Raw genomic sequence first — 19907 nt, 5'->3', positions numbered from 1 at the left:
CATGGAGATACGCCCCACAATGGACCCATGAGGATCTCGGCGCGGGCGGATTACGCGGTACGGGCGGTGCTGGAGCTGGCCGTACGACACGGTAACGGCCCGGTGAAGGCAGAGGAAATCGCCGCTGTCCAGGACATCCCCCACAAGTTCCTGGAAGGCATCCTGGGCGATCTGCGACGTGCCGGAATCGTCGACAGCCGGCGCGGTGGGGGCGGCGGCTACCGGCTGGCCCGGGCCGCGGCCGCCATCACCGTGGCGGATGTCATCCGGGCGGTTGACGGCCCGATCGTGTCGGTACGCGGTGAGCGCCCGACGGGGCTCGCCTACACCGGCACCGCCCAGCCCCTCCTCCCGCTCTGGATCGCCCTGCGCGCCAATGTCCGCCGCATCCTGGAGGGCGTCACGATCGCCGACCTCGCGACCGACGCCCTCCCCGAGTCGGTACGCGCGCTGGCGGCGGAGCCGGCAGCCTGGGAGAACCCGTGAACCCGTGAACCCGTCCACGGGGACGTGAAAATCCCGTTGTGAATGGCCGGAGTTCACCCTCCCGGGGTGGCGATGGGCTTCCTACGATGCCCATCGCCTCCCCCTCCTTCACAGGTTCCACACAGCTTCTTCAAAGTTCAACGGACGGGTCGGAGGCCGAAACCCCCCACTCGACAACTGGAGAAAGCATGGCTGGTGGACTCCTCCTGAGCGGTGCCGTAGCCGCTCTTCTCACCACCGCGATACCCGCCTCGTCCTCGCCCGTCTTCGACGACCCGCCCCCGGACAAGATCGTCATCGATGTCGCCACGGTGAACGGCTCCGGCTGTCCCGCGGGCACGGCGGCCGTCGCCGTCTCCCCGGACAACACCGCCTTCACGGTGACCTACAGCAACTACCTCGCCCAGGCCGGCGGCAACTCCGACCCCACGGCCTTCCGCAAGAACTGCCAGCTCAACCTGGTCGTGCACGTGCCGCAGGGCTTCACCTACGCGGTCGCCAGCGCCGACTACCGGGGCTTCCTCTCGCTCCAGTCCGGCGCGTCCGCGACGCAGAAGGCCTCGTACTACTTCCAGGGCTCCTCGAACACCGCGTCGAAGACGCACCCGTTCAGCGGCGCCTACAACGACGACTGGCAGGCCACCGACAGCACCGACTGGGCCCAGCTGGTGTGGGCCCCCTGCGGCGTCCTGCGCAACTTCAACATCAACACCGAACTGAGGGTGAACGCGGGCAGCGCGAACCCCGGCAAGGTCAGCTTCATGACGATGGACTCGACCGACGGGGACATCAGCACGGTGTACCACCTGGCGTGGAAGCAGTGCCCGGGTTCATAGCCGGGCGCGAGGCGTGACCGCGTCGCCCGGCTCGCTGACAGTGCCGGGCGACGCGCGGGCGGTCTAGGTCGTCTCGGGGGCGTCGTCGTACTCGCGGGACACCACCGTGACGCGCCCTGTGGCCGCTTCGAACCGTACGGTGTCCAGGCCCATGGTCTCCAGCTCGGCGATCGTGGTGGCATGCGCGGTCGTGTTCAGGGCGAGCACGGCAAGCCGGTGGCCGCCGTCGCCGAGTGCCACCTCCTCGGCCGGCAGGGTCTCCACCATGCGGTCGGCGGAGGCGGACGGCAGCGGCTCGTCGACGGCCACGTGCAGCATCAGGTGCTCCATGCCGGTGTCGAGGCGGCGTGCCTGTGACACCCAGACCGTGCGGATCGCCGGGAAGTCCCGGATCCGGCGGGCCACCGCGTCCCGCAGGGCCCGCGCGACCGGATGGGTGGACCAGGTCAGTCTCAGCCGCTCGCCCTCGGCCCGCTGACCCCGCTCGCGCAGCGTCCGGTGCAGCAACGGCACCGGTACGCGAGCCCAGTTGGCCGCGGAGAAGAGAGCGAGGACGCCGACGCCGGTCTGCTGGGCGATGTCCAGCAGCCGCAGGACGTCGCAGTGGACCGCCGCAGAGGCCTGAGGGAGCCGTTCGGCGCGGCACGCCTCGCTGACGTAGCCGGGGAGGGCGGGACTGCCGTCCTCGTTCTTGAGGAACATCACCGACCCGTTCGCCTGTACGGGCACGAGGACGCCGTGGTCGGCGAGGGCGGCGAGGAGCTGGTCCGACTCCGTGACGGCGGCACCACGGTCGAGGATGTCGGCGAGTGCCGCGTTGTCGGTCACGGAACGCATCCTGGCATACCTGTCCTGAAGAACGCCGACCGGTTTGCGAGACGGGCGTCGCCCGAGGAGCGCTAGCCCGCCTGTCCCATTCCCGCCGCGTTCGGCCAGCTCTGTGCGTTGGGCCAGCCGGTCGCCGGGGCGGGGGAGAGCCCGGTCGCGGGGGCCGGGGTGGCCGGGGCCGTCATGCCGCGGACCTGGGCGGCCGTGAGGCCTCCGCGGGCCGGGACACCGGGCGGGGTGGGGCCGGCCACGGCGGCGGGTGCCGGAACGGGGACGGGGGCTGGAACCGGGGCCGGTGCCGGAACGGGGGCCGGGATGGGGGCCGGGATGGGGACGGCGGGGGACGGGACGGGTGCCGGCATCGGGGCCGGAGCCGGTACGGGAGCCGGTGCCACCGGCTGCTGCATCGGGAGCGCCTGGGCTGCCGCCGGCATCGGCATCCCGCCGCCGGTCGGCGGTACGGCGGCGGGGAGCGGCATGCCGGTGCCGGCGGCCGGGGCGGTGGCGATCCCCGGGGCGGGGGCGGGCGCGGCGGCCGGTGCGGCCAGCCGCATGCCGGCCCCGTTGGTCTCGCTCACCAGCCGGTCCACTGCCGCCGTACCCGAGCTGTAGCTGGTCCCGGTGCCCAGCTCGGGTACGGCGGCTCCCCTCCTGGACCCGTAGAGCACCTGCTCCAGGCCGGACACCAGGCGACGCACGTCGACCTGGGGGCGCACCACGAGTCTCAGGAAGCGGCTGGAAGAACCGATCTTGTTGCCGCACTCACGGACCAGGATCCGGTGCTCGGTGAGCATCCGGTCCCGGACCACCGTGCCCTCGGCGCCGACGGGCAGGCGCACGAAGAGGAAGTTGCCCTGCGAGGGGTAGACGGTGAGGCCGGGGAGCGCGGAGAGGTGGCTGGCCATCTCCAGGCGGTCGCGACGCACCTGCATCAGGCTCTGCGCGTACTCCGGTCCGTGTTCCCGCAGCATGAACACGACGTGCTCGGCGAAGGAGTTGAGGTTCCACTTCGGCAGCATCGAGCGGACCTTGCCCGCGAGCGCCGGGTTGGCGACCAGATACCCGAAGCGTATTCCGTGCAGGCCGAAGTTCTTGCCGAGGCTGCGCAGGACGACGACGTTCGGGCGGAGCATGGCCTCCTGGACGACGCTGGGCTCGGCCTCCGCGTCGGCGAACTCCAGGAAGGACTCGTCGACGACCACCAGGTCCAGGTCCGCCATCGCGTCCATGAACTGCACCACGGACTGCTTGCGCAGATAGCCGCCGTCCGGGTTGTTGGGGTTGCAGATCACCGCGACCCGGGTGCCCCTGGCCCGGATGAACTCGGCGTACTGGGCGAGGTCCAGCGCGAAGCCGTTCGCCTCCTGCAGCGGGAACATGTCGACCCGCTTGCCGGTCTCCATCGGCTGGTCCGTCCAGCGGCCGAACGTGGGGACGGGCACGGCCAGGGACTCGCGGACCAGCAGATGGTCGATCCAGGTGATCAGTTCCGTCGAGCCGTTGCCCATCGCGACGCACTGCGGGGGCAGCTGGAGCAGCCCGCACAGCTCGGCCGTGATGGTGTCGGCGCTGCTCGGGTAGTACGTGATGATCTCGCGCAGCCGGGTCGCCATCTCCTCGAACATGGCCGGAGTGGGGAAGTACGGATTGCACGGGATGCAGAAGTCCACCGGGCCCGACCCGTCGCTCTCCCGCGTCAGCGCCGCCATCGAAGGGCTGTGCGCGGCGGTGTTGCGGAACAACGAGGTGACGTTGTCAGGCAAGAGAACCTCCGTCGAAGGGTGGCCCGTGCGGGGGAGCACGGGCCACCCATGGATACGGAGGGGACGGCAGTGGCGTTCAACTCACCGGCCGTGTGAGCCTCTTCACGCCGAGCCCTTCAGGGCCCGCCCTCCAGGCCGAGCCGCGTCACATCGTGCCGCGTCACGCCCCGAACGTGTGGATCGTCGTCGTCCGGTACGTCTGCCCGGGCCGCAGCACGGTCGACGGGAAGTTCGCGTGGTTCGGCGAGTCCGGGAAGTGCTGGGTCTCCAGGCACAGGGCGTCGCCCTGGCGGTAGGTGCGGCCGCCGGTGCCGGTGAGGGTGCCGTCGAGGAAGTTGCCGGAGTAGAACTGCAGCCCCGGCTGGTCGGTGGCGATCTTCAGCGTGCGGCCGGAGCGCGGGTCGCGCAGCGTGGCGATGTGCTCGGGCCCGGCGGTGATGCCCTTGTCCAGGGCCCAGTTGTGGTCGTAGCCCTTGGCCTGCACCTGCTGCTCGTGGCCGGCGCGGATGTCCCGGCCGATCGGCTTGGCGTGGCGGAAGTCGAAGGGGGTGCCGCCCACCTTCGCCAGCTCGCCGGTGGGGATCAGGCCCGAGTCGGTGGGGGTGTAGCGGGAGGCGGCGATCGTGAGTTCGTGGTCCTCGATCGTGCCGCTGCCCTCGCCGGCCAGGTTCCAGTAGACGTGGCTGGTGAGGTTGACGACGGTCGCCCGGTCGGTGGTGGCCTCGTAGTCGATGCGCCACGCGCCGTGCCGGTCGAGGGTGTACGTCACCTGCGACCTGAGGGTGCCCGGGTAGCCCATCTCCCCGTCGGCGCTGGTGTAGTACAGGCGCAGGCCCACGTCGGAGCCCTCGGTGAACGGCTCGACGTCCCACATGTGCTTGTCGAAGCCCTTGGCGCCGCCGTGCAGGCTGTTCTCGCCGTCGTTGACGGACAGCTGGTGGCTCGTGCCGTCGAGGGTGAAGCGGCCCTTGCCGATGCGGTTGCCGTAGCGGCCGATCAGGGCGCCGAAGTACGGGCTCTTCGCCACGTAGTCGTCGATGTCGTCGAAGCCCGCGACGACGTTGGCGTGGCGGCCGTGCCGGTCGGGGATCTCCAGGGCCTGGACGATGCCGCCGTACGACAGCACCTTCAGGCGCGTGCCGCCGTTCGCCAGGGACCAGCGGTAGACCTTGGTGCCGTCGGCGAGCCTGCCGAAGGGTTCCTTCACCGGCTTCCCGCCTCCGGAGGCGGCCTGGGCGGTGCCCGAGCCGAGGGTGGTGGCGGCGATGCCCGCCGCCGCGGCGCCCGCGATGACCGTACGTCTGTTCAGTTCCACTTGCGGCTCCCGTAAAAGGAGGGGCCCCGCCGGCTCTTCCGGCGGGGCCCGAGCTGATTTACGAACCGGACTTGCGCTTGTTCCACACGTCGAATCCGACCGCCAGCAGCAGGGCCAGGCCCTTGATGACCTGCTGCCAGTCGGTGCCGACGCTGAGGAGGTTCATGCCGTTGTTCAGCACGCCGAGGACGAGACCGCCGATGATGGCGCCGAGGACGGTGCCGACACCGCCGCTCATGGACGCGCCACCGATGAACGACGAGGCGATGGCTTCGAGTTCGAAGTTGACGCCCGCCTTCGGCGAGGCCGCGTTCAGGCGGGCGGCGACCACCAGACCCGCCAGGGCCGCGAGCACGCCCATGTTCAGGAAGACGTAGAAGGTGACCTTCTTGTCCTTCACGCCGGACAGCTTGGCCGCCGGCAGGTTGCCGCCGATCGCGTAGATGTGGCGGCCGAACACCGCGTTGCGCATCACGTAGCCGTAGCCGACGACCAGTGCGCCGAGGATGATCAGCACGATCGGGGCGCCCTTGTAGCTGGCGAGCAGCAGGGTCAGCGCGAGGATCGCGGCGACCAGGGCCGTCAGCTTGAGCAGGAAGAGCCGGGTCGGCGGGACGTCCAGGGCGAACTCCTGCTGGCGGCGGCGGTCCCGGACCTCCTGCCACACCACGGCCGCGATCAGGACGAGCCCGAGCAGCAGGGTGAGGTTGTGGTAGTTGGTGTTCGGGCCCGCCTCGGGCAGGAAGCCGTTGCCGAGCTTCTGCAGACCGTCGGGGAAGGGGCCGAGGGTCTGGCCCTTGAGCAGGATCTCCGTCAGACCGCGGAAGAGCAGCATCCCGGCGAGTGTGACGATGAACGACGGTATGCCGAGATAGGCGATCAGATAGCCCTGGATCGAGCCCGCCGCCGCGCCCACCAGCAGACACAGCACCAGCGCGATCGGCCAGGACACCCCGTGCTGCACCGTCAGCACGGCGGCGAAGGCGCCGACGAACGCGGTCAGCGAGCCGACCGACAGGTCGATGTGCCCGGCGATGATCACCAGCATCATGCCGATCGCGAGGACCAGGATGTAGCTGTTCTGCAGCACCAGGTTGGAGACGTTGCGCGGCAGCAGCAGGTCCCCGTCGGTCCAGACCGCGAAGAGGACCACGATCAGGCCGAGCGCGATCAGCATCCCGTACTGGCGCATGTTGCGGCGCAGGCCGTCCAGCATCAGCTGGAGCAGGCCGCCGCCGGCCGATGCGCTCTTGCCCGGCGGCGCCGGGGCCGGGCTCTTGGCGGTCACATCCGTGCTCATCGCGTTACCTCTTTGTCCGTCTTGTCCTTCGTCATGCGACGCATCAGCACTTCCTGCGTGGCCTCGGCCCGCGGCACCTCACCGGTCAGCCGCCCGGCGGCCATCGTGTAGATGCGGTCGCACATGCCGAGCAGTTCGGGCAGCTCGGAGGAGATGAAGACGACCGCCTTGCCCTGGGCCGCGAGCTGGTCGATGACCGTGTAGATCTCGTACTTGGCGCCCACGTCGATGCCGCGGGTCGGTTCGTCCAGGATCAGCACGTCGGGCCCGGCGAAGATCCACTTGCTGAGGACGACCTTCTGCTGGTTGCCGCCCGACAGCTTGCCCACCGGTTCGAACACGGTCGGCGCCTTGATGTTCATGGACTCCCGGAAGCCCTCGGCGACCTGCCGCTCCTCGTGCTCGTCCACGACACCGCGCTTGGCGACCTTGTCCAGCGCGGTCAGCGAGATGTTGCGGTTGATGGTGTCGATCAGGTTGAGGCCGTAGTGCTTGCGGTCCTCGGTGACGTAGGCGATGCCGTGCCGGACCGCCTCCGGAACGGTCTTCGTCCGGATCTCCCGGCCGTCCTTCAGGACCGTGCCGCCCGCGTACCGGCCGTAGGTGCGCCCGAAGACGCTCATCGCCAGTTCGGTGCGGCCCGCGCCCATCAGGCCCGCGATGCCGACGATCTCCCCGCGGCGCACCTCGATCGACACGTCGTCCACGACCTTGCGCTGCTGGTCGATCGGGTGGTGCACGGTCCAGTTGCGGATCTCCAGCGCGGGTGCCGCGCCCTCCTCCGGCTGGTGCGGGGTGCGCTCGGGGAAGCGGTGGTCGAGGTCACGGCCGACCATGCCGGCGATGATCCGCTCCTCGGTCGTCTCCGGCGCCCTGACGTCGAGGGTCTCGATGGACCGGCCGTCCCGGATGATCGTCACCGAGTCGGCGACCCGGCGGATCTCGTTCAGCTTGTGCGAGATGATGATCGAGGTGATGCCCTGGTTCTTCAACTCCAGGATGAGATCGAGGAGTTTGCCGCTGTCCTCGTCGTTCAGAGCCGCTGTCGGCTCGTCCAGGATCAGCAGTTTCACCGACTTCGCCAGCGCCTTCGCGATCTCCACGAGCTGCTGCTTGCCCACGCCGATGTCGGTGACGCGGGTCTCCGGGTGCTCGTCCAGACCGACCCGGCGCAGCAGCTCGGTGGCGTGCCGCAGGGTCTCGTTCCAGTTGATGAGCCCGCGCCTGGCGTGCTCGTTGCCGAGGAAGAGGTTCTCCGCGATGGAGAGGTACGGCACCAGCGCCAGCTCCTGGTGGATGATGACGATGCCGTGCTGCTCGCTCGCCCGGATGTCCCTGAACTGGACGACGTCCCCCTCGAAGAGGATGTCCCCCTCGTAACTGCCGTACGGGTGGACGCCGGAGAGCACCTTCATGAGGGTGGACTTGCCGGCGCCGTTCTCCCCGCAGATGGCGTGGACCTCGCCCTGCCGGACGGTCAGGGTGACGTCCGACAGCGCCTTGACACCGGGAAAGGTCTTGACGATCGAGCGCATTTCCAGGACGGGTCCCGCCATGGTCGTGCCTTCCAATCCGTAGGGGCGGGCGCTTACTTGAGCTCGGACTCGGTGTAGTAGCCGCCGTCGACGAGCACCTGCTTGTAGTTGCTCTTGTCGACGCTCACCGGCTGCAGCAGGTAGGCGGGCACGACCTTGGTGCCGTTGTTGTAGGTCTTGGAGTCGTTGACCTGCGGCTTCTTGCCCTGGAGGGCGTCGTCGACCATGGTCGCGGCGACCTTGGCGAGCTGGCGGGTGTCCTTGTAGACGGTCTGCGTCTGCTCACCGGCGATGATCGACTTCACCGAGGCCAGCTCGGCGTCCTGGCCGGTGACGACCGGCAGCGGCTTGCTGCCGGAGCCGTAGCCGTCCGACTTCAGCGCGGACAGGATGCCGATGGAGATTCCGTCGTAGGGGGAGAGCACGGCGTCGACCCGGCCGCTCTTGTAGGCGGAGGTGAGGACGTCCTCCATGCGGTGCTGGGCCGTGGTGCCGTCCCAGCGCAGGGTGGTGACCTTGTTGAGCGCGGTCTGGCCGGACTTGACCACCAGCTGCTTCTTGTCGATGTACGGCTGCAGCACGCTCATCGCGCCGCCGAAGAAGTACTTGGTGTTGTTGTCGTCGTTCGAGCCGGCGAACAGCTCGATGTTGAAGGGGCCCTTCTTGCCGCTGTCCAGGCCGAGCCGGTGCACGATGTACGTGCCCTGCAACCGGCCGACCTTCTCGTTGTCGAACGAGGCGTAGTAGTCCACGTTCTTGCTGCCGAGGATCAGGCGGTCGTAGGCGATGACCGGGATGTTCGCGTCCGCGGCCTCCTGGAGCACGTTGTTCAGCGACTTGTTGTCGATCGCCGCGACGATCAGGCCCTTGACGCCCTGCGTGATCAGGTTCTCGATCTGCGAGACCTGGGTGTCCGGGTCGTCCTCGCCGTAGACCAGCTTGGTCGTGTAGCCCTTGGCTTCCAGGTTCTTGACGACGTTCTTGCCGTCGGCGATCCAGCGCTCGGAGGACTTGGTCGGCATCGCGATGCCGATGGTGCCGCCCTTGGTGTCACCGCCCTTGTTCTTGCTGCCGCCCTCGCTGTTCTGGCCGCAGGCGGTCAGGGTGAGGGCGAGCGAGGCGGCTCCGGCTATCGCGGCGAGTGCGGCTCTGCGGTTGCGCATGGGTGGTCCGTCCTTGTGGGTCTCGTCGTTGAGAGTCGTTGAGAGTCGTCGAGAAGGGGGGCTAGGCCGATGGGAAGCGGTTGAGCGGGCCGGGCAGCCGGGAGCCGAGCGGCGCCATGTCGCCGTCCGCGCCGTGCCGGGCGAGCAGGTCCAGGGCGAGGCGGCCGCGCCGCACCCGCTCCCGGGCGGTGTCCAGGGTCACGTCCCGCAGATGGGTGCCCCACGGGTAGATGCCGGGAGCCTTGGACAGGCCGAACTTCAGGTAGAGCGGTGCGCCGCGCCGGATCAGCTCGGCGACCTCGTACATCCGCACATAGCCGCCGAGGTCGTCGGGGGCCTCGATGTACATGTCCATGGGGGCGGCGGACACCCGGCGGATCTCGGTGAGGTGATTCAGCGTCAGATCGCTTGGCACGTTGACGGAGTCGGCGCCGAGCCGTTCGAAGACGGCGTACGAGGCCGGGTTGACCGGGCCGATCAGCGCCGACACCTTCAGCGTGGTGTCGGCCGGGACGATCCCCGCCTCGCGGGCCCGGTGCAGGGTCCACAGCACGCCCTCGTCGGCCACCAGCAGGCACTTGACGCCCAGTTCGGTGGCCCGTACGGCGTCTTCGACACAGCCGGCGACGGCGTCGTGGCCGCGGGCGCGCAGTCCGGCCCCCCGCGAGTCGGAGCGCACCGAGCCGCCGATGTCCCACGTGCCGCGCGGGCCGGTGAACAGGCACAGCTCGATGTCGCGTTCACCGGTCGCCTCGACCATCTCGGTGATCTCGGCGTCGGTGAGCATCCACACGCCGCTGCCCTGGCTGATCCGGTGGATCGGCACGTCGAGGCGTGAGGCCTCCTTGAGCACGACCGCCAGCGCTTCGGGACCCTCGCACGAGGGGATCTCGGTGCGCCAGCGGCCGCCGCCCGGGAAGCTGTGGGCGGAGGCGTCGGCGGGGTCGAGGCCGGGCGCGTCCAGGCCGAGTGCGGCGAGCACCTGCTCACCGGGCCTGCGGACTGCCGGGGCGGAAGCGTCGGTCACAAGCTGTCCTTCGTGTTCGGTATTTCGGACAAGGTTCGCGGCTCTGGGTGGAGCGAGGCCTCGGTGGCAGGGCCGAGAAAGCGCCGATAGAACGCTGAGAAAAAGCCGAAAAAACGCTGAAAAACAAGGCCTCGGTGGTACGCCGGTCAGGGCGCCGTCAGTTCACGCCCTGACCGGCGTACGTTCAGGGGCGCAGCAGCACCTTGCCCACCTTCGGATCACCGGCCCCCACCAGCTCGATGGCCTGTGGGAACTCGGTCAGTGGCAGCTCGTGCGTGACCAGCGGCAGTGGGTCGAGCAAGCCGGCGCCGAACACCCGCACGGCGTGCGCCCAGGCATCGGGTGGGGCCCCGAAGACCGTGTGCACCTCCAGCTGCCGTACGACGAGATCGGTCGGGTCGAGCCCGTCCGCGCCCGGCGCCGGGATACCGGTCAGCACCAGCCGTCCGCCGCGCCTGAGCAGCGAGGCGGCGGTGCGCGCGGCGGACGCTGATCCGGCGGTCTCCACGACGACGTCGAAGTCGTCCGGGAGGTCCTGGTCCCTGAGCCGGAAGTCGGTCGCCCCGAACCGCCTGGAGAGCGCCTCCCGGTCGTTCCGCGTGCCCACCACGAGCAGTTCCGCCGGCGAGACCGCCTTCAGGAACTGCACGGCGAACATCCCGAGCGTGCCCGTGCCGACCACCGCGACCCGCTCGCCGGGCCGGGCACCCGCCTTGAGCGCGGCTGCCGCGATGCAGGCGGCCGGCTCCAGCAGGGCGGCGGCGGTGAGGTCGGCGTCGTCCGGCAGCGGGTGCAGCAGCCGGGCGGGCAGGGTGAGCGTGGTGGCCATGGCACCCGGCTGGGTGAACCCGGTCTCCTCGTACCCGGCCGTGCACAGCGTGGTCTCGCTCGCGTGACAGCGGTCGCACACCTGGCAGTTGCGGAAGCCCTCGCCGACCACCTTGCGTCCGACGAGCGTCGAGGGCACCCCGGCACCCACGGCCCGCACGGTCCCCGACCACTCGTGGCCGGGCGTGAGCGGGTAACGGACGTACCCCTCGGGCCGGTTGCCCTGGTACACCTCGCGGTCACTGCCGCAGATGCCGACCGCGTGCACCGCGACCAGCGCCTCGCCGGGCCCGGGATCGCGGGGCGTGTGCTCCTCGACCCGGTGGGCGCCCGGCGCCTCGATCAGGACCCGGGACCCTCGGGAGGTCACTTCGTGTCCTTCGGCTTGCGCTGCTCCCAGCCCTCGGCCCACAGATCGAACCGGGCCTGCTGCTGCGGGAACTCGGCGGCCGCGTCGGTGTCGAGCTCCACCCCGAGACCGGGCCGGTCGGAGAGGTGGAAGTAGCCGTCGACGACCTCGGGGGCACCCTTGACGACCTTCTTGATCTCCGCGTCCGCGAAGTCGTTGAAGTGCTCCAGGATCTTGAAGTTCGGGGAGGTGAATCCGACCTGGAGACTCGCCGCCGTGAGCACCGAACCGCCCACGTTGTGCGGGGCGACCAGCATGTAGTGGGTCTCGGCGGTCGCGGCGAGCTTCCGCGTCTCCCAGATGCCGCCGATGTGGCCGACGTCCGGCTGGATGATGTCCACGGCCTGGCTCTCGAACAGCTCGCGGAACTCGATCCGGTCGTGGATGCGCTCACCGGTGGCGACCGGGATGTCCACCTTGGCGGCGACCTTCTCCAGCGCCTTGAGGTTCTCCGGCGGCACCGGCTCCTCCAGCCAGGCCGGCTTGAACGGGGCCATCTCCCTGGCGAGCCGGACGGCGGTGGCGGGGGAGAAGCGGCCGTGCATCTCCAGCATCAGCTCGGCGTCCGGGCCGATGGCGTCGCGCACGGCCTCGATGAGGGAGACGGCGTACAGCGTCTGGTCGTGGTCCAGCTCGAAGTGCCCGGTGCCGAAGGGGTCGATCTTCAGGGCCTTGTAGCCACGCTCCATGACCCCCTGGGCCGCCTTGTGGTAGGCCTCCGGGGTTCGCTCGGTCGTGTACCACCCGTTGGCGTACGCCTTGACCCTGTCCGTCACCTTCCCGCCGAGCAGCTGCCAGACCGGCACGCCGAGGGCCTTGCCCTTGATGTCCCAGCACGCCATCTCCACGACCGCGATGCCGGACATCACGATCTCACCGGCGCGGCCGTAGTCGCCGTACTTCATCCGGCGTACGAGGTCCTCGACGGCGAACGGGTCCGAGCCGAGAATGTGATTGGCCTCGGCCTCCCGCAGGTAGCCGATCAGCGCGTCGGTGTGACCGAGCATCCGGGTCTCGCCGACTCCCGTGATCCCCTCGTCGGTGTGCACCTGGACGTAGGTCAGGTTGCGCCACGGCGTCCCGACCACGTGTGTGCTGATTCCGGTGATGCGCACGGCAGTTGCCCTTCAGCTGTTCGAGATTTCGTCACACGTTCGAAATGCTGGCGTGACAGTAAGGACGGGGCGGTCAGGGTGTCAATGGGGCGAACGGGTAACGGTTTCGGCAAGGATTTCGAGAACCTTTTCGGTCTCGCACCAAACCTTCACAAGCGCGCCTAGGAACGTGACCGACGGGGAATCTAGTCTTCCGGCGTCATGGACTTCTGCCACCCGTGCCAACGGCACCTCAACGGCGCCCTGGCCTGCCCCGGGTGTGGCGCGCCCGCGCACTCTCTCTCCGCGCGCGCGGACGCCGCCGTCGCGCACGGATACGCGGGCACGGTGGCGGGCCCGTACGGGCAACAGGCGTTCGCGGGAACACCCGGTCGGCCGTACGCCGACCTTCCCGAACACGGCTCCTTCCCCGCCGGCGGCCCCTCCGACGGGTTCACGGCCGGGGCGACGCCGGCCGGGTTCGACGCCGGACAGGCCACGGACGGCCACCCGGACCCGGACGGCCACGCGGCCGACGAGCACCGGGAGGGCTACGAAGGCCAGGACGATCACGAAGACCAGGACGATTACCGGGACCGGGGCGACCACGAGGGCGTGGACGAGCCCGGAGGCCGTGCCGCCCGGCGCCAGTCGCGCGGCCGGGGCCGTGGTGGAGCGGCCGCCGCCGGCAGCGGCCCCGCCTCCGGCGACGCCAGCCGGCGCGACCGCAAGGCCGCGGCGCACCGGCGCCGCCGGCGCCGTACCCTGCTGATCGCCGCGGGCTTCGTGCTGGCGGCGGGCGGTCTCAGCCTCGCCGAACTCGGCACGGACGCACCCTTCTCCCCCTTCTCCAGCGACAAGCCGGCGGCGTCCGGGGACGCCTCGGTGGACGGCGGTGCCTCCGCCTCCCCGGACCGGACGGCCGACCCCCTCGACAGGACCTCGGGCACGGCGGGCAACCCGAACGCCTCCGCCTCGCCGGACGCGTCGGCCTCGGCCTCCGCCTCCAAGTCCCCGAAGGACAAGGCCTCCAAGTCCCCGTCCGCCACGGACAAGGCGCAGCAATCGGCCACGACGGGCGCGGGCGCGACGACCTCGGCCCCGGCCGTTCCCGCGCCGTCCCGTCCCGCGTCCACCCCGACGTCCGGCCCGACGACGTCCGGCCCGACACCGAAGCCGTCGCCGACCAGGACGTGCAACCGCTTCCTGTGGTGGTGCACCTAGGCAGGCCGCCGCGCGGTGTGCCGCACCGCGCGATCCCCGTCGAAAGGCCGCTGCACCGAAGCCGCCGCACCGAAACGGCCCCGGCGGGTTCCGTACCACCGTGTGCCATCGGCCATCCGGGGCATCGGTGACACCAACCCGCCCCCGGGACGGTTGAGTCGGACAGGTACGTCTCGCCGTACACGATCTCGGGAACGCCCGACGGCGGAACGGGCGTTGTGGCAGGGAGAGCAGCGGCTCGGTCGAGGAGAGCGGATGACGCAGCGGATCACCGTGCACGGCACGGTCGCCGAGGGCTTCGAAGCGGTGCGCGAGGAGTTCGCCGCCTTCGTCGCCGAGGAACGGGACGACTACGAGGGGCAGTTGTGCGCCTACGTGCGCGGCCGGCGGGTCGTCGACCTGTGGGCGGGCGAGGGTGCCGACGGGGACTCGCTGTATGGCGTGTTCTCCTCCACCAAGGGTGCCGCCCACCTCGTCGTGGCCCTGCTCGTGCAGGAGGGCACGCTTGAGCTGGACCGCAAAGTCACCTACTACTGGCCGGAGTTCGGAGCCGAGGGCAAGGCGGGGCTGACCCTGCGCGACCTGCTCGCGCACCGCGCCGGACTGGTCGGCACCGACACCGGGTTCAGCGCGGCGGAGCTGGCCGACGACCGGGCCATGGCCGAACGGCTCGCCGACCAGCGGCCGTTCTGGCGGCCGGGCACGGCCTTCGGCTTCCACGCCCTGGTGATCGGCGCGCTCACCGGCGAGGTGGTCCGGCGCGCGACGGGACGGACGACCCAGGAGCTGTACGAGGAGCGGGTCCGCGCGCCCTACGGGCTGGACTTCCACCTGGGCCTGCCCCCGTCCCGGGAGCCCCGCTTCCGTACCACGCTGCCGATGCTGCCGACCCCCGAACAGCAGGCGGTGCTGGGCGCGCTGCCGAGCGGTCCGCACACCCTCGCCTCGATCGCGTTCAACCGGCACGCCCCGGAGCCGACCGATCTGGCGACACTGCCGAACGACCGCACCGTCCGCGCCAGGGGCCCGGCCTCGGTGGGCGGGGTCGCCTCGGCCCGCGGCCTGGCCAGCATGTACGCGGCGATCATCAGCGAGGCCGACGGCAAGGCGCCGCTGCTGAAGGAGGACACGGTGGCGGAGTTCGGCCAGCTGCACTCCGTCGGGTACGACCTGGTGGCCCGCGCCCACAAGTCGTTCGGCCTCGGCTTCCAGGCCACCGCCGACACCTGGCACCCCTTCCTCGGCGCCGGCGCGATCGGCCACAGCGGCGCGGCCGGCTCCCAGGCCTTCGCGGACCCGCGCAGCGGTTTGGCCTATGGCTACACCCGCCGCCGCTTCGCCTTCCCGGGAGGTGCGGCCCCGGAGAACGAAAGGCTGGCAGCGGCACTGCACCGGGCGGCGCTGACTCGTTGAGGGGCGCGGGACCGTATCGATGTGCGGCTCCGCCGCGTGGGCGCGAGCAACCCACGACAACCCGCACCCGAACCCTCACCGCACCCGGCAGACGCCGATCCGCCGACGCAGCGCAGCCGCACCCCACGTCCAAGGATGCGGCTGCCGTTGTGCGCAACGACGGTTCTCAGACCAGCGTCACGGTGATGTCGCCCCGAGTCGCCTTCGAGTACGGGCACACCTGATGCGCCTTCTCGATCAGCTCCCGAGCAACGGTCTCCTCGACGTTCGGGATGTTCGCGGAGATCTCCACGATGATCCCGAAGCCGTCCTCGTTCCTGCCGATCCCGACCTTCGCGGTGACGGTCGAGCCGGAGACGTCGGCGCCCTCCTGCCGGGCGACCACACCGAGCGCGCCCTGGAAGCAGGCGCTGTACCCGGCGGCGAACAGCTGCTCGGGGTTGGTGCCGGCGCCGTTGCCGCCCATCTCCTCGGGCGGGTTCACGACGACGTCGAGCCTGCCGTCGTCGGTGGCTACACGGCCGTCGCGGCCGTTCTCGGCGGTGGCGACAGCCGTGTACAGGACGTCGGACTGCTGAATGGGCATGCGCTTCTCTTCCTCCTCGGTCCACCGCGACTCGCGCCCACGATCGACGGCGGATTTCGGAAAGAAGTTACCGCATGTCGGAAAGCCCGGACCAGGGGTCAGAGCTTGACGATCATCTTCCCGGTGTTGTCGCCGCGCAGCACACCGAGGAACGCCTCCAGGTTGTTCTCGATGCCCTCGACGACCGTCTCGCGGTACTTCAGCGCACCCGAGGCGACCCAGGGGCCGACCTCCTGGACGAACTGCGGCTGCAGGTCGTAGTGGTCGCCGACCAGGAAGCCCTCGATGCGGCCGCGGGTCTGGATCAGCCGGGCGAGGTTCCGCGGGCCGGGGGCCGGCTCGGTGTTGTTGTAGACGGAGATCATGCCGCAGACCGCGATCCGGCCGCCCTGGTTGAGCGAGCCGATGGCCGCCTCGAGGTGGTCGCCGCCGACGTTGTCGAAGTAGACGTCGATGCCGTCGGGGGCGGCCTCGCGCAGCTGCTCGCCCACCGGGCCGTTCTTGTAGTTGAAGGCGGCGTCGAAGCCGTACTCCTCCACCAGCAGCTTGACCTTCTCGTCCGAACCGGCCGAGCCGATGACCCGCGCGGCGCCCTTGAGCTTGGCGATCTGTCCGACCTGGCTGCCCACGGCGCCCGCCGCGCCGGACACGAACACCACGTCGCCCTCCTTGAAGGAGGCGGTGCGCAGCAGACCCGCGTAGGCGGTCAGGCCGGTCATGCCGAGCACACCGAGGTATGTCGACAGCGGCGCGGCCGACGCGTCGACCTTGACGGCGTGCTGCGCGTCCAGGACGGCGTACTCGCGCCAGCCGAAGAAGTGCAGGACGTGGTCGCCGACCGCGATGCCCTCGGCGTCGGAGGCCACGACCTCGCCGACCGCACCACCCTGCATGACCTTGCCCAGCTCGTAGGGAGCGGCGTACGACTTCGCCGCGCTCATCCGGCCGCGCATGTACGGGTCCACGGAGAGGTACTTGTTGCGTACCAGCACCTGGCCCTCGCCGGGGGTCGGGACGGGCGTCTCGACCAGGGCGAAGTCCTCGGGCTTCGGCCAGCCGACGGGACGGCTCTGCAGGTGCCACTCGCGGTTGATCATGACAGGACCTTTCGGATTTACTTCAGTGACTGAAACAACCGTGCACGTGAATATTTCATGTTGTCAAGTAAGCGGGTATCCTGAGGGCATGGCCACACCCGAGAAGACCCGTCCGGACGAACTGACCATCGAGGTCGTCCAGCTCATCGCCGAGGTGGTGGCCCGGTACCACGCGGACTACGAGGAGGCCGCCGCCGGGCACGCCCTGACCGGCGCCCAGGCGAAGCTGCTCAGCCTCCTGACGCTCGGACCGCTGCCCATGCGCAAGCTCGCGCAGAAGCTGAAGTGCGAGCCGTCCAACGTGACCGGGATCGTGGACCGCCTGGAGTCCCGGGGGCTGGTCGAGCGCCGCCCCGACCCCGGCGACCGGCGGGTGAAGGTGGCCGCAGCCACCGACGAGGGGTGCGGCGTGGTCCGCGAGCTGCGGGACGGGCTGCGCTTCGCCCGCGAGCCGCTGGCGGGCCTGTCCGACGACGAGCGGCTGGTGCTGCGCGATCTGCTGCGGCGGATGCTCGACGCCTGAGGGCCGACGGTAAAGTCTTCGTCATGCGCGATCTTGGGGCGGGTTTCGGACATCTCCTCGAAGGCCAGCGATGGGTCGGCCGGCACGGGAAGAGCTACGGCTTCGGGCTGCTGCCCGGTCTGATCACGCTGGTTCTGTACGCGGCGGCGCTGGTCGCGCTCGGGGTGTGGGGCGAGGACGGGGTGGCCTGGGCGACCCCGTTCGCGGACGACTGGTCGAGCCCCTGGCAGGGTCTGTTCCGCGGCTTCCTCACGGCCGTCCTGTTCGCCCTCGGCCTGCTGCTGGCCGTCCTGACGTTCACGGCCGTCACCCTGCTGATCGGCCAGCCCTTCTACGAGAGCCTGTCGGAGAAGGTCGACGAGGACGTCTCGCCCGACGGCACGGCACCCCGCTCGGGCCTGCCCCTGTGGCGCGAGCTGTGGATCTCGGCCCGCGACAGCCTGCGGATCCTGGTGCGGGCCTGCGTGTGGGGCGTCCTGCTCTTCGCCCTCGGTTTCCTGCCCGTCGTGGGCCAGACGGTCGTCCCGGTGATCGGCTTCTTCGTCACCGGGTTCTTCCTCACCGAGGAACTGGCCGCCGTCGCCCTCCAGCGCCGTGGCGTCGAACTCCGCGCCCGCCTCGCTCTGCTCCGCTCCCGCAAGGCCCTGGTGTGGGGCTTCGGCGCGCCGCTCGGCCTGGCCTTCCTGGTCCCGTTCGTCGCGGTGTTCCTGATGCCGGGCGCGGTCGCGGGCGCCACCCTCCTCGCCCGGGAGCTGCTGGGCGAGGAGAGCACCGAGGGTGAGGCGGGCGAGGCCTCGGAGGAGGACGGGGAGCAGGTCACCTCCTGAACGTGGCCTCCGCCGCCACCGTCACGATGGAGCGCACCTGGGCGATGATGTCCAGCCGGTTGCGGACGAACTCCGGGTCGGTCACCGTCCCCGTCGCCGGGTCGCTGTTGTCCGCGCCGAACTGCAGCACGGGTGTGTGCACATGGCCGCCCGGCAGGGTGTCGTGCAGGCCCAGGCGGTCCCGGAGCAGGGTCGCGCGGTACGCGATCTCGTTGGAGAGGTAGTTTCCGCCGCCGCCCGCACGGGCCGTCGAACCGGGGGTCGGACCGTCCGGCCGTACGACGGGATCGGTGCCTCCCGCCGGGATCTCGGTCACCTCCGTGTGGTCGTACACCGGGAACCGGCCCGTGTCGGCGGCCGTGACGGCCGCGTACGGCAGGGTCGTCGTCGTCCACTGGGGCTGTGCGGCCGGGTCGGTGACCGGGACGCTCTCGGTGCGCGAGACGTTGTCGTTGTCCGGGAAGCCGCCCCGCCAGGCGCCGTTGGTGCGCTCGATGTCGAAACGGCCGACCCGGCCCTGGCTCACGGTCGTGAACAGGTCGACCTTCGGCAGGTACGACCGCAGGGTCCGCTCCACCGTGCCGGCCGCGAAGTCCGCCCAGCGAACCGGGAACACGGCCGTCTCCACGCGGGCGGGCCCCCGCGCCGTCAGGATCACCGTGCCGTCCAGCGCCAGCGCGCTCGCCCCTGAGGGGTTGGAGATACGGATGTCCCGGTCCAGCGTGAAGGGGTCGAAACCGGTGAGGAGGATGCGCCGTAGGTGCGGTTGCCGGGGATAGCGGATGTCCGTCTGGCCGCGGGAGGTGCGCTCCAGATCGTCCAGCAGTGCCGTCCTCTGCGCATCGGAGAGCACGAACTCCGGTTCCCAGGTGCGCACTTCACGGGTCAGTCCGAGGCGCGCCCAGTACAGCGGCCGGTCGTCGTCCCGGCTCAGTTCACCACCGGCCGGCCCGCGGCCCTGCGCCCGGTTCACGGCCCGCCGCCACAGCGCCGAGCCTTGGGTCACGACGACGTGGCGGGCCTGCGCGTAGGACCGGGCGTGCTCCAGGGCCTGCGTGAACTCCGGTGCCACGTCGGCGAATCCGGAGCGTTCGAGGATCTCCCGCGGTACGGCCCGGTCGAGCCGTTGTTCCTCGACGGTGGGGGAGAGGGCCGCCGGGGCGGCTGAGGCGGTCGTGGTGGGGGCGGACAGTGCGGCCATCCCGGCCAGCAGGGTCACGCCGAGGACTGCGGTGCGTATTCGCAGCGAGGTCAAGGGAGTTCGGGTCCTTCCGTCACACGTGGTGGAAGTGCCGTACGAGGGGTGATACTGCCACGCGTGAAGACAGTGAAGGCCGTGAACCTCGGCGTCATCTTCCTCATGGAACTCGGCGCCCTCGCGGCCGTCTCCTACTGGGGATACACCCTCCTCGACACCAGCGGCTGGCTGCTCGCCGTCTTCGCGCCGGGCGTCCTGGGCTGGCTGTGGGGCCTGTTCGGCTCCCCACGGGCGAGGTTCAAGCTCCGGGGCGCCGCCCGCGCCGCCTTCGAGACGCTCTGGTTCGGCATCGCGGTCGTCGCCCTGTACGCGGCGGGAGCCCACGCCTGGGCGCTCGCCTTCGCGGTCGTGTGCGTGCTCAGCAAGTCCCTGGCCCACGCCTGGAACCAGTGAGC

The 19907-nt window shown here is 70.4% G+C and carries 19 protein-coding genes; 7 read left to right on the top strand and 12 right to left on the bottom strand.

The genetic code is table 11. From position 1 onward, the window contains the following. The first annotated feature begins 27 nt into the window (after positions 1–27). Complete coding sequence (locus tag AC07CM_RS03630) at positions 28–486, top strand: RrF2 family transcriptional regulator (protein ID WP_478874676.1); 459 nt, start codon at positions 28–30, stop codon at positions 484–486. Between the two features lie 188 nt (positions 487–674). After that, complete coding sequence (locus AC07CM_RS03625) at positions 675–1322, top strand: DUF4360 domain-containing protein (RefSeq protein WP_478874675.1); 648 nt, start codon at positions 675–677, stop codon at positions 1320–1322. 63 nt (positions 1323–1385) lie between these two features. On the opposite strand, the gene AC07CM_RS03620 is transcribed toward AC07CM_RS03625, so the two are convergent. The 9 genes from AC07CM_RS03620 to AC07CM_RS03580 form a co-directional block, all read right to left on the bottom strand. Beyond that, on the bottom strand, positions 1386–2150 hold the full coding sequence (locus AC07CM_RS03620) for a hypothetical protein (RefSeq protein WP_478874674.1): 765 nt from the start codon (positions 2148–2150) through the stop codon (positions 1386–1388). Positions 2151–2221: 71 nt separating this feature from the next. After that, positions 2222–3913, bottom strand: a complete 1692-nt coding sequence (locus AC07CM_RS03615) for a pyridoxal phosphate-dependent aminotransferase (RefSeq protein WP_478874673.1) — start codon at positions 3911–3913, stop codon at positions 2222–2224. A gap of 160 nt (positions 3914–4073) precedes the next feature. Beyond that, complete coding sequence (locus tag AC07CM_RS03610) at positions 4074–5228, bottom strand: aldose epimerase family protein (protein ID WP_478874672.1); 1155 nt, start codon at positions 5226–5228, stop codon at positions 4074–4076. Between the two features lie 58 nt (positions 5229–5286). After that, positions 5287–6528, bottom strand: coding sequence for a multiple monosaccharide ABC transporter permease (gene mmsB / locus AC07CM_RS03605; RefSeq protein WP_478874671.1), 1242 nt, complete (start codon positions 6526–6528; stop codon positions 5287–5289). Continuing rightward, positions 6525–8084, bottom strand: a complete 1560-nt coding sequence (gene mmsA, locus AC07CM_RS03600; RefSeq protein ID WP_478874670.1) for a multiple monosaccharide ABC transporter ATP-binding protein — start codon at positions 8082–8084, stop codon at positions 6525–6527. The genes mmsB and mmsA overlap by 4 nt, the downstream gene beginning before the upstream one ends. Before the next feature lie 32 nt (positions 8085–8116). Further along, positions 8117–9226 (bottom strand): multiple monosaccharide ABC transporter substrate-binding protein, encoded by a 1110-nt coding sequence (gene chvE, locus AC07CM_RS03595; RefSeq protein WP_478874669.1) that lies wholly within the window; start codon positions 9224–9226, stop codon positions 8117–8119. Between the two features lie 61 nt (positions 9227–9287). Continuing rightward, the gene (locus AC07CM_RS03590; protein WP_478874668.1) at positions 9288–10253 is read right to left on the bottom strand and encodes a hypothetical protein; all 966 of its coding nucleotides are present in this window, start codon (positions 10251–10253) and stop codon (positions 9288–9290) included. Positions 10254–10437: 184 nt separating this feature from the next. Then, positions 10438–11451 (bottom strand): zinc-dependent alcohol dehydrogenase, encoded by a 1014-nt coding sequence (locus tag AC07CM_RS03585; protein WP_478874667.1) that lies wholly within the window; start codon positions 11449–11451, stop codon positions 10438–10440. Further along, complete coding sequence (locus AC07CM_RS03580) at positions 11448–12605, bottom strand: mandelate racemase/muconate lactonizing enzyme family protein (RefSeq protein WP_478874666.1); 1158 nt, start codon at positions 12603–12605, stop codon at positions 11448–11450. Before AC07CM_RS03580 ends, AC07CM_RS03585 begins: the two co-directional genes overlap by 4 nt. Before the next feature lie 201 nt (positions 12606–12806). Between AC07CM_RS03580 and AC07CM_RS03575 the strand changes: the two genes are divergently transcribed. Together AC07CM_RS03575 and AC07CM_RS03570 are read left to right on the top strand one after the other, a co-directional pair. Continuing rightward, entirely contained in the window at positions 12807–13808 is a 1002-nt protein-coding gene (locus tag AC07CM_RS03575) for an SCO2400 family protein (protein WP_478874665.1), read from the top strand. A 255-nt stretch (positions 13809–14063) separates the two neighbouring features. Further along, positions 14064–15221 carry a serine hydrolase domain-containing protein gene (locus AC07CM_RS03570; protein ID WP_478874664.1) on the top strand — a complete coding sequence of 386 codons (1158 nt, stop codon included), beginning with the start codon at positions 14064–14066 and terminating at the stop codon, positions 15219–15221. A gap of 166 nt (positions 15222–15387) precedes the next feature. Here AC07CM_RS03570 and AC07CM_RS03565 read toward each other — a convergent pair whose 3' ends face one another. Both AC07CM_RS03565 and AC07CM_RS03560 read right to left on the bottom strand, forming a co-directional pair. Further along, a complete protein-coding gene (locus AC07CM_RS03565) occupies positions 15388–15807 on the bottom strand; it encodes an organic hydroperoxide resistance protein (RefSeq protein WP_478874663.1) in 420 nt (139 codons plus the stop codon). A gap of 98 nt (positions 15808–15905) precedes the next feature. Next, the gene (locus tag AC07CM_RS03560) at positions 15906–16904 is read right to left on the bottom strand and encodes an NADP-dependent oxidoreductase (protein WP_478874662.1); all 999 of its coding nucleotides are present in this window, start codon (positions 16902–16904) and stop codon (positions 15906–15908) included. A gap of 88 nt (positions 16905–16992) precedes the next feature. Here AC07CM_RS03560 and AC07CM_RS03555 point away from each other — a divergent pair, with 88 nt between their 5' ends. Together AC07CM_RS03555 and AC07CM_RS03550 are read left to right on the top strand one after the other, a co-directional pair. Continuing rightward, positions 16993–17427 carry a MarR family winged helix-turn-helix transcriptional regulator gene (locus AC07CM_RS03555; RefSeq protein ID WP_478874661.1) on the top strand — a complete coding sequence of 145 codons (435 nt, stop codon included), beginning with the start codon at positions 16993–16995 and terminating at the stop codon, positions 17425–17427. Between the two features lie 23 nt (positions 17428–17450). Then, positions 17451–18254 (top strand): EI24 domain-containing protein, encoded by an 804-nt coding sequence (locus AC07CM_RS03550; protein ID WP_478874660.1) that lies wholly within the window; start codon positions 17451–17453, stop codon positions 18252–18254. On the opposite strand, the gene AC07CM_RS03545 is transcribed toward AC07CM_RS03550, so the two are convergent. Then, the gene (locus tag AC07CM_RS03545) at positions 18244–19509 is read right to left on the bottom strand and encodes a pyroglutamyl-peptidase I (RefSeq protein WP_478874659.1); all 1266 of its coding nucleotides are present in this window, start codon (positions 19507–19509) and stop codon (positions 18244–18246) included. The two genes, AC07CM_RS03550 and AC07CM_RS03545, sit on opposite strands and share 11 nt — an antisense overlap. A gap of 63 nt (positions 19510–19572) precedes the next feature. Between AC07CM_RS03545 and AC07CM_RS03540 the strand changes: the two genes are divergently transcribed. Next, complete coding sequence (locus AC07CM_RS03540; protein ID WP_478874658.1) at positions 19573–19905, top strand: YrdB family protein; 333 nt, start codon at positions 19573–19575, stop codon at positions 19903–19905. Positions 19906–19907 lie beyond the last annotated feature (2 nt).

This window comes from Streptomyces sp. NPDC044061 (genome assembly GCF_056434305.1).
This window is presented reverse-complemented; position numbering and strand designations above follow the sequence as displayed.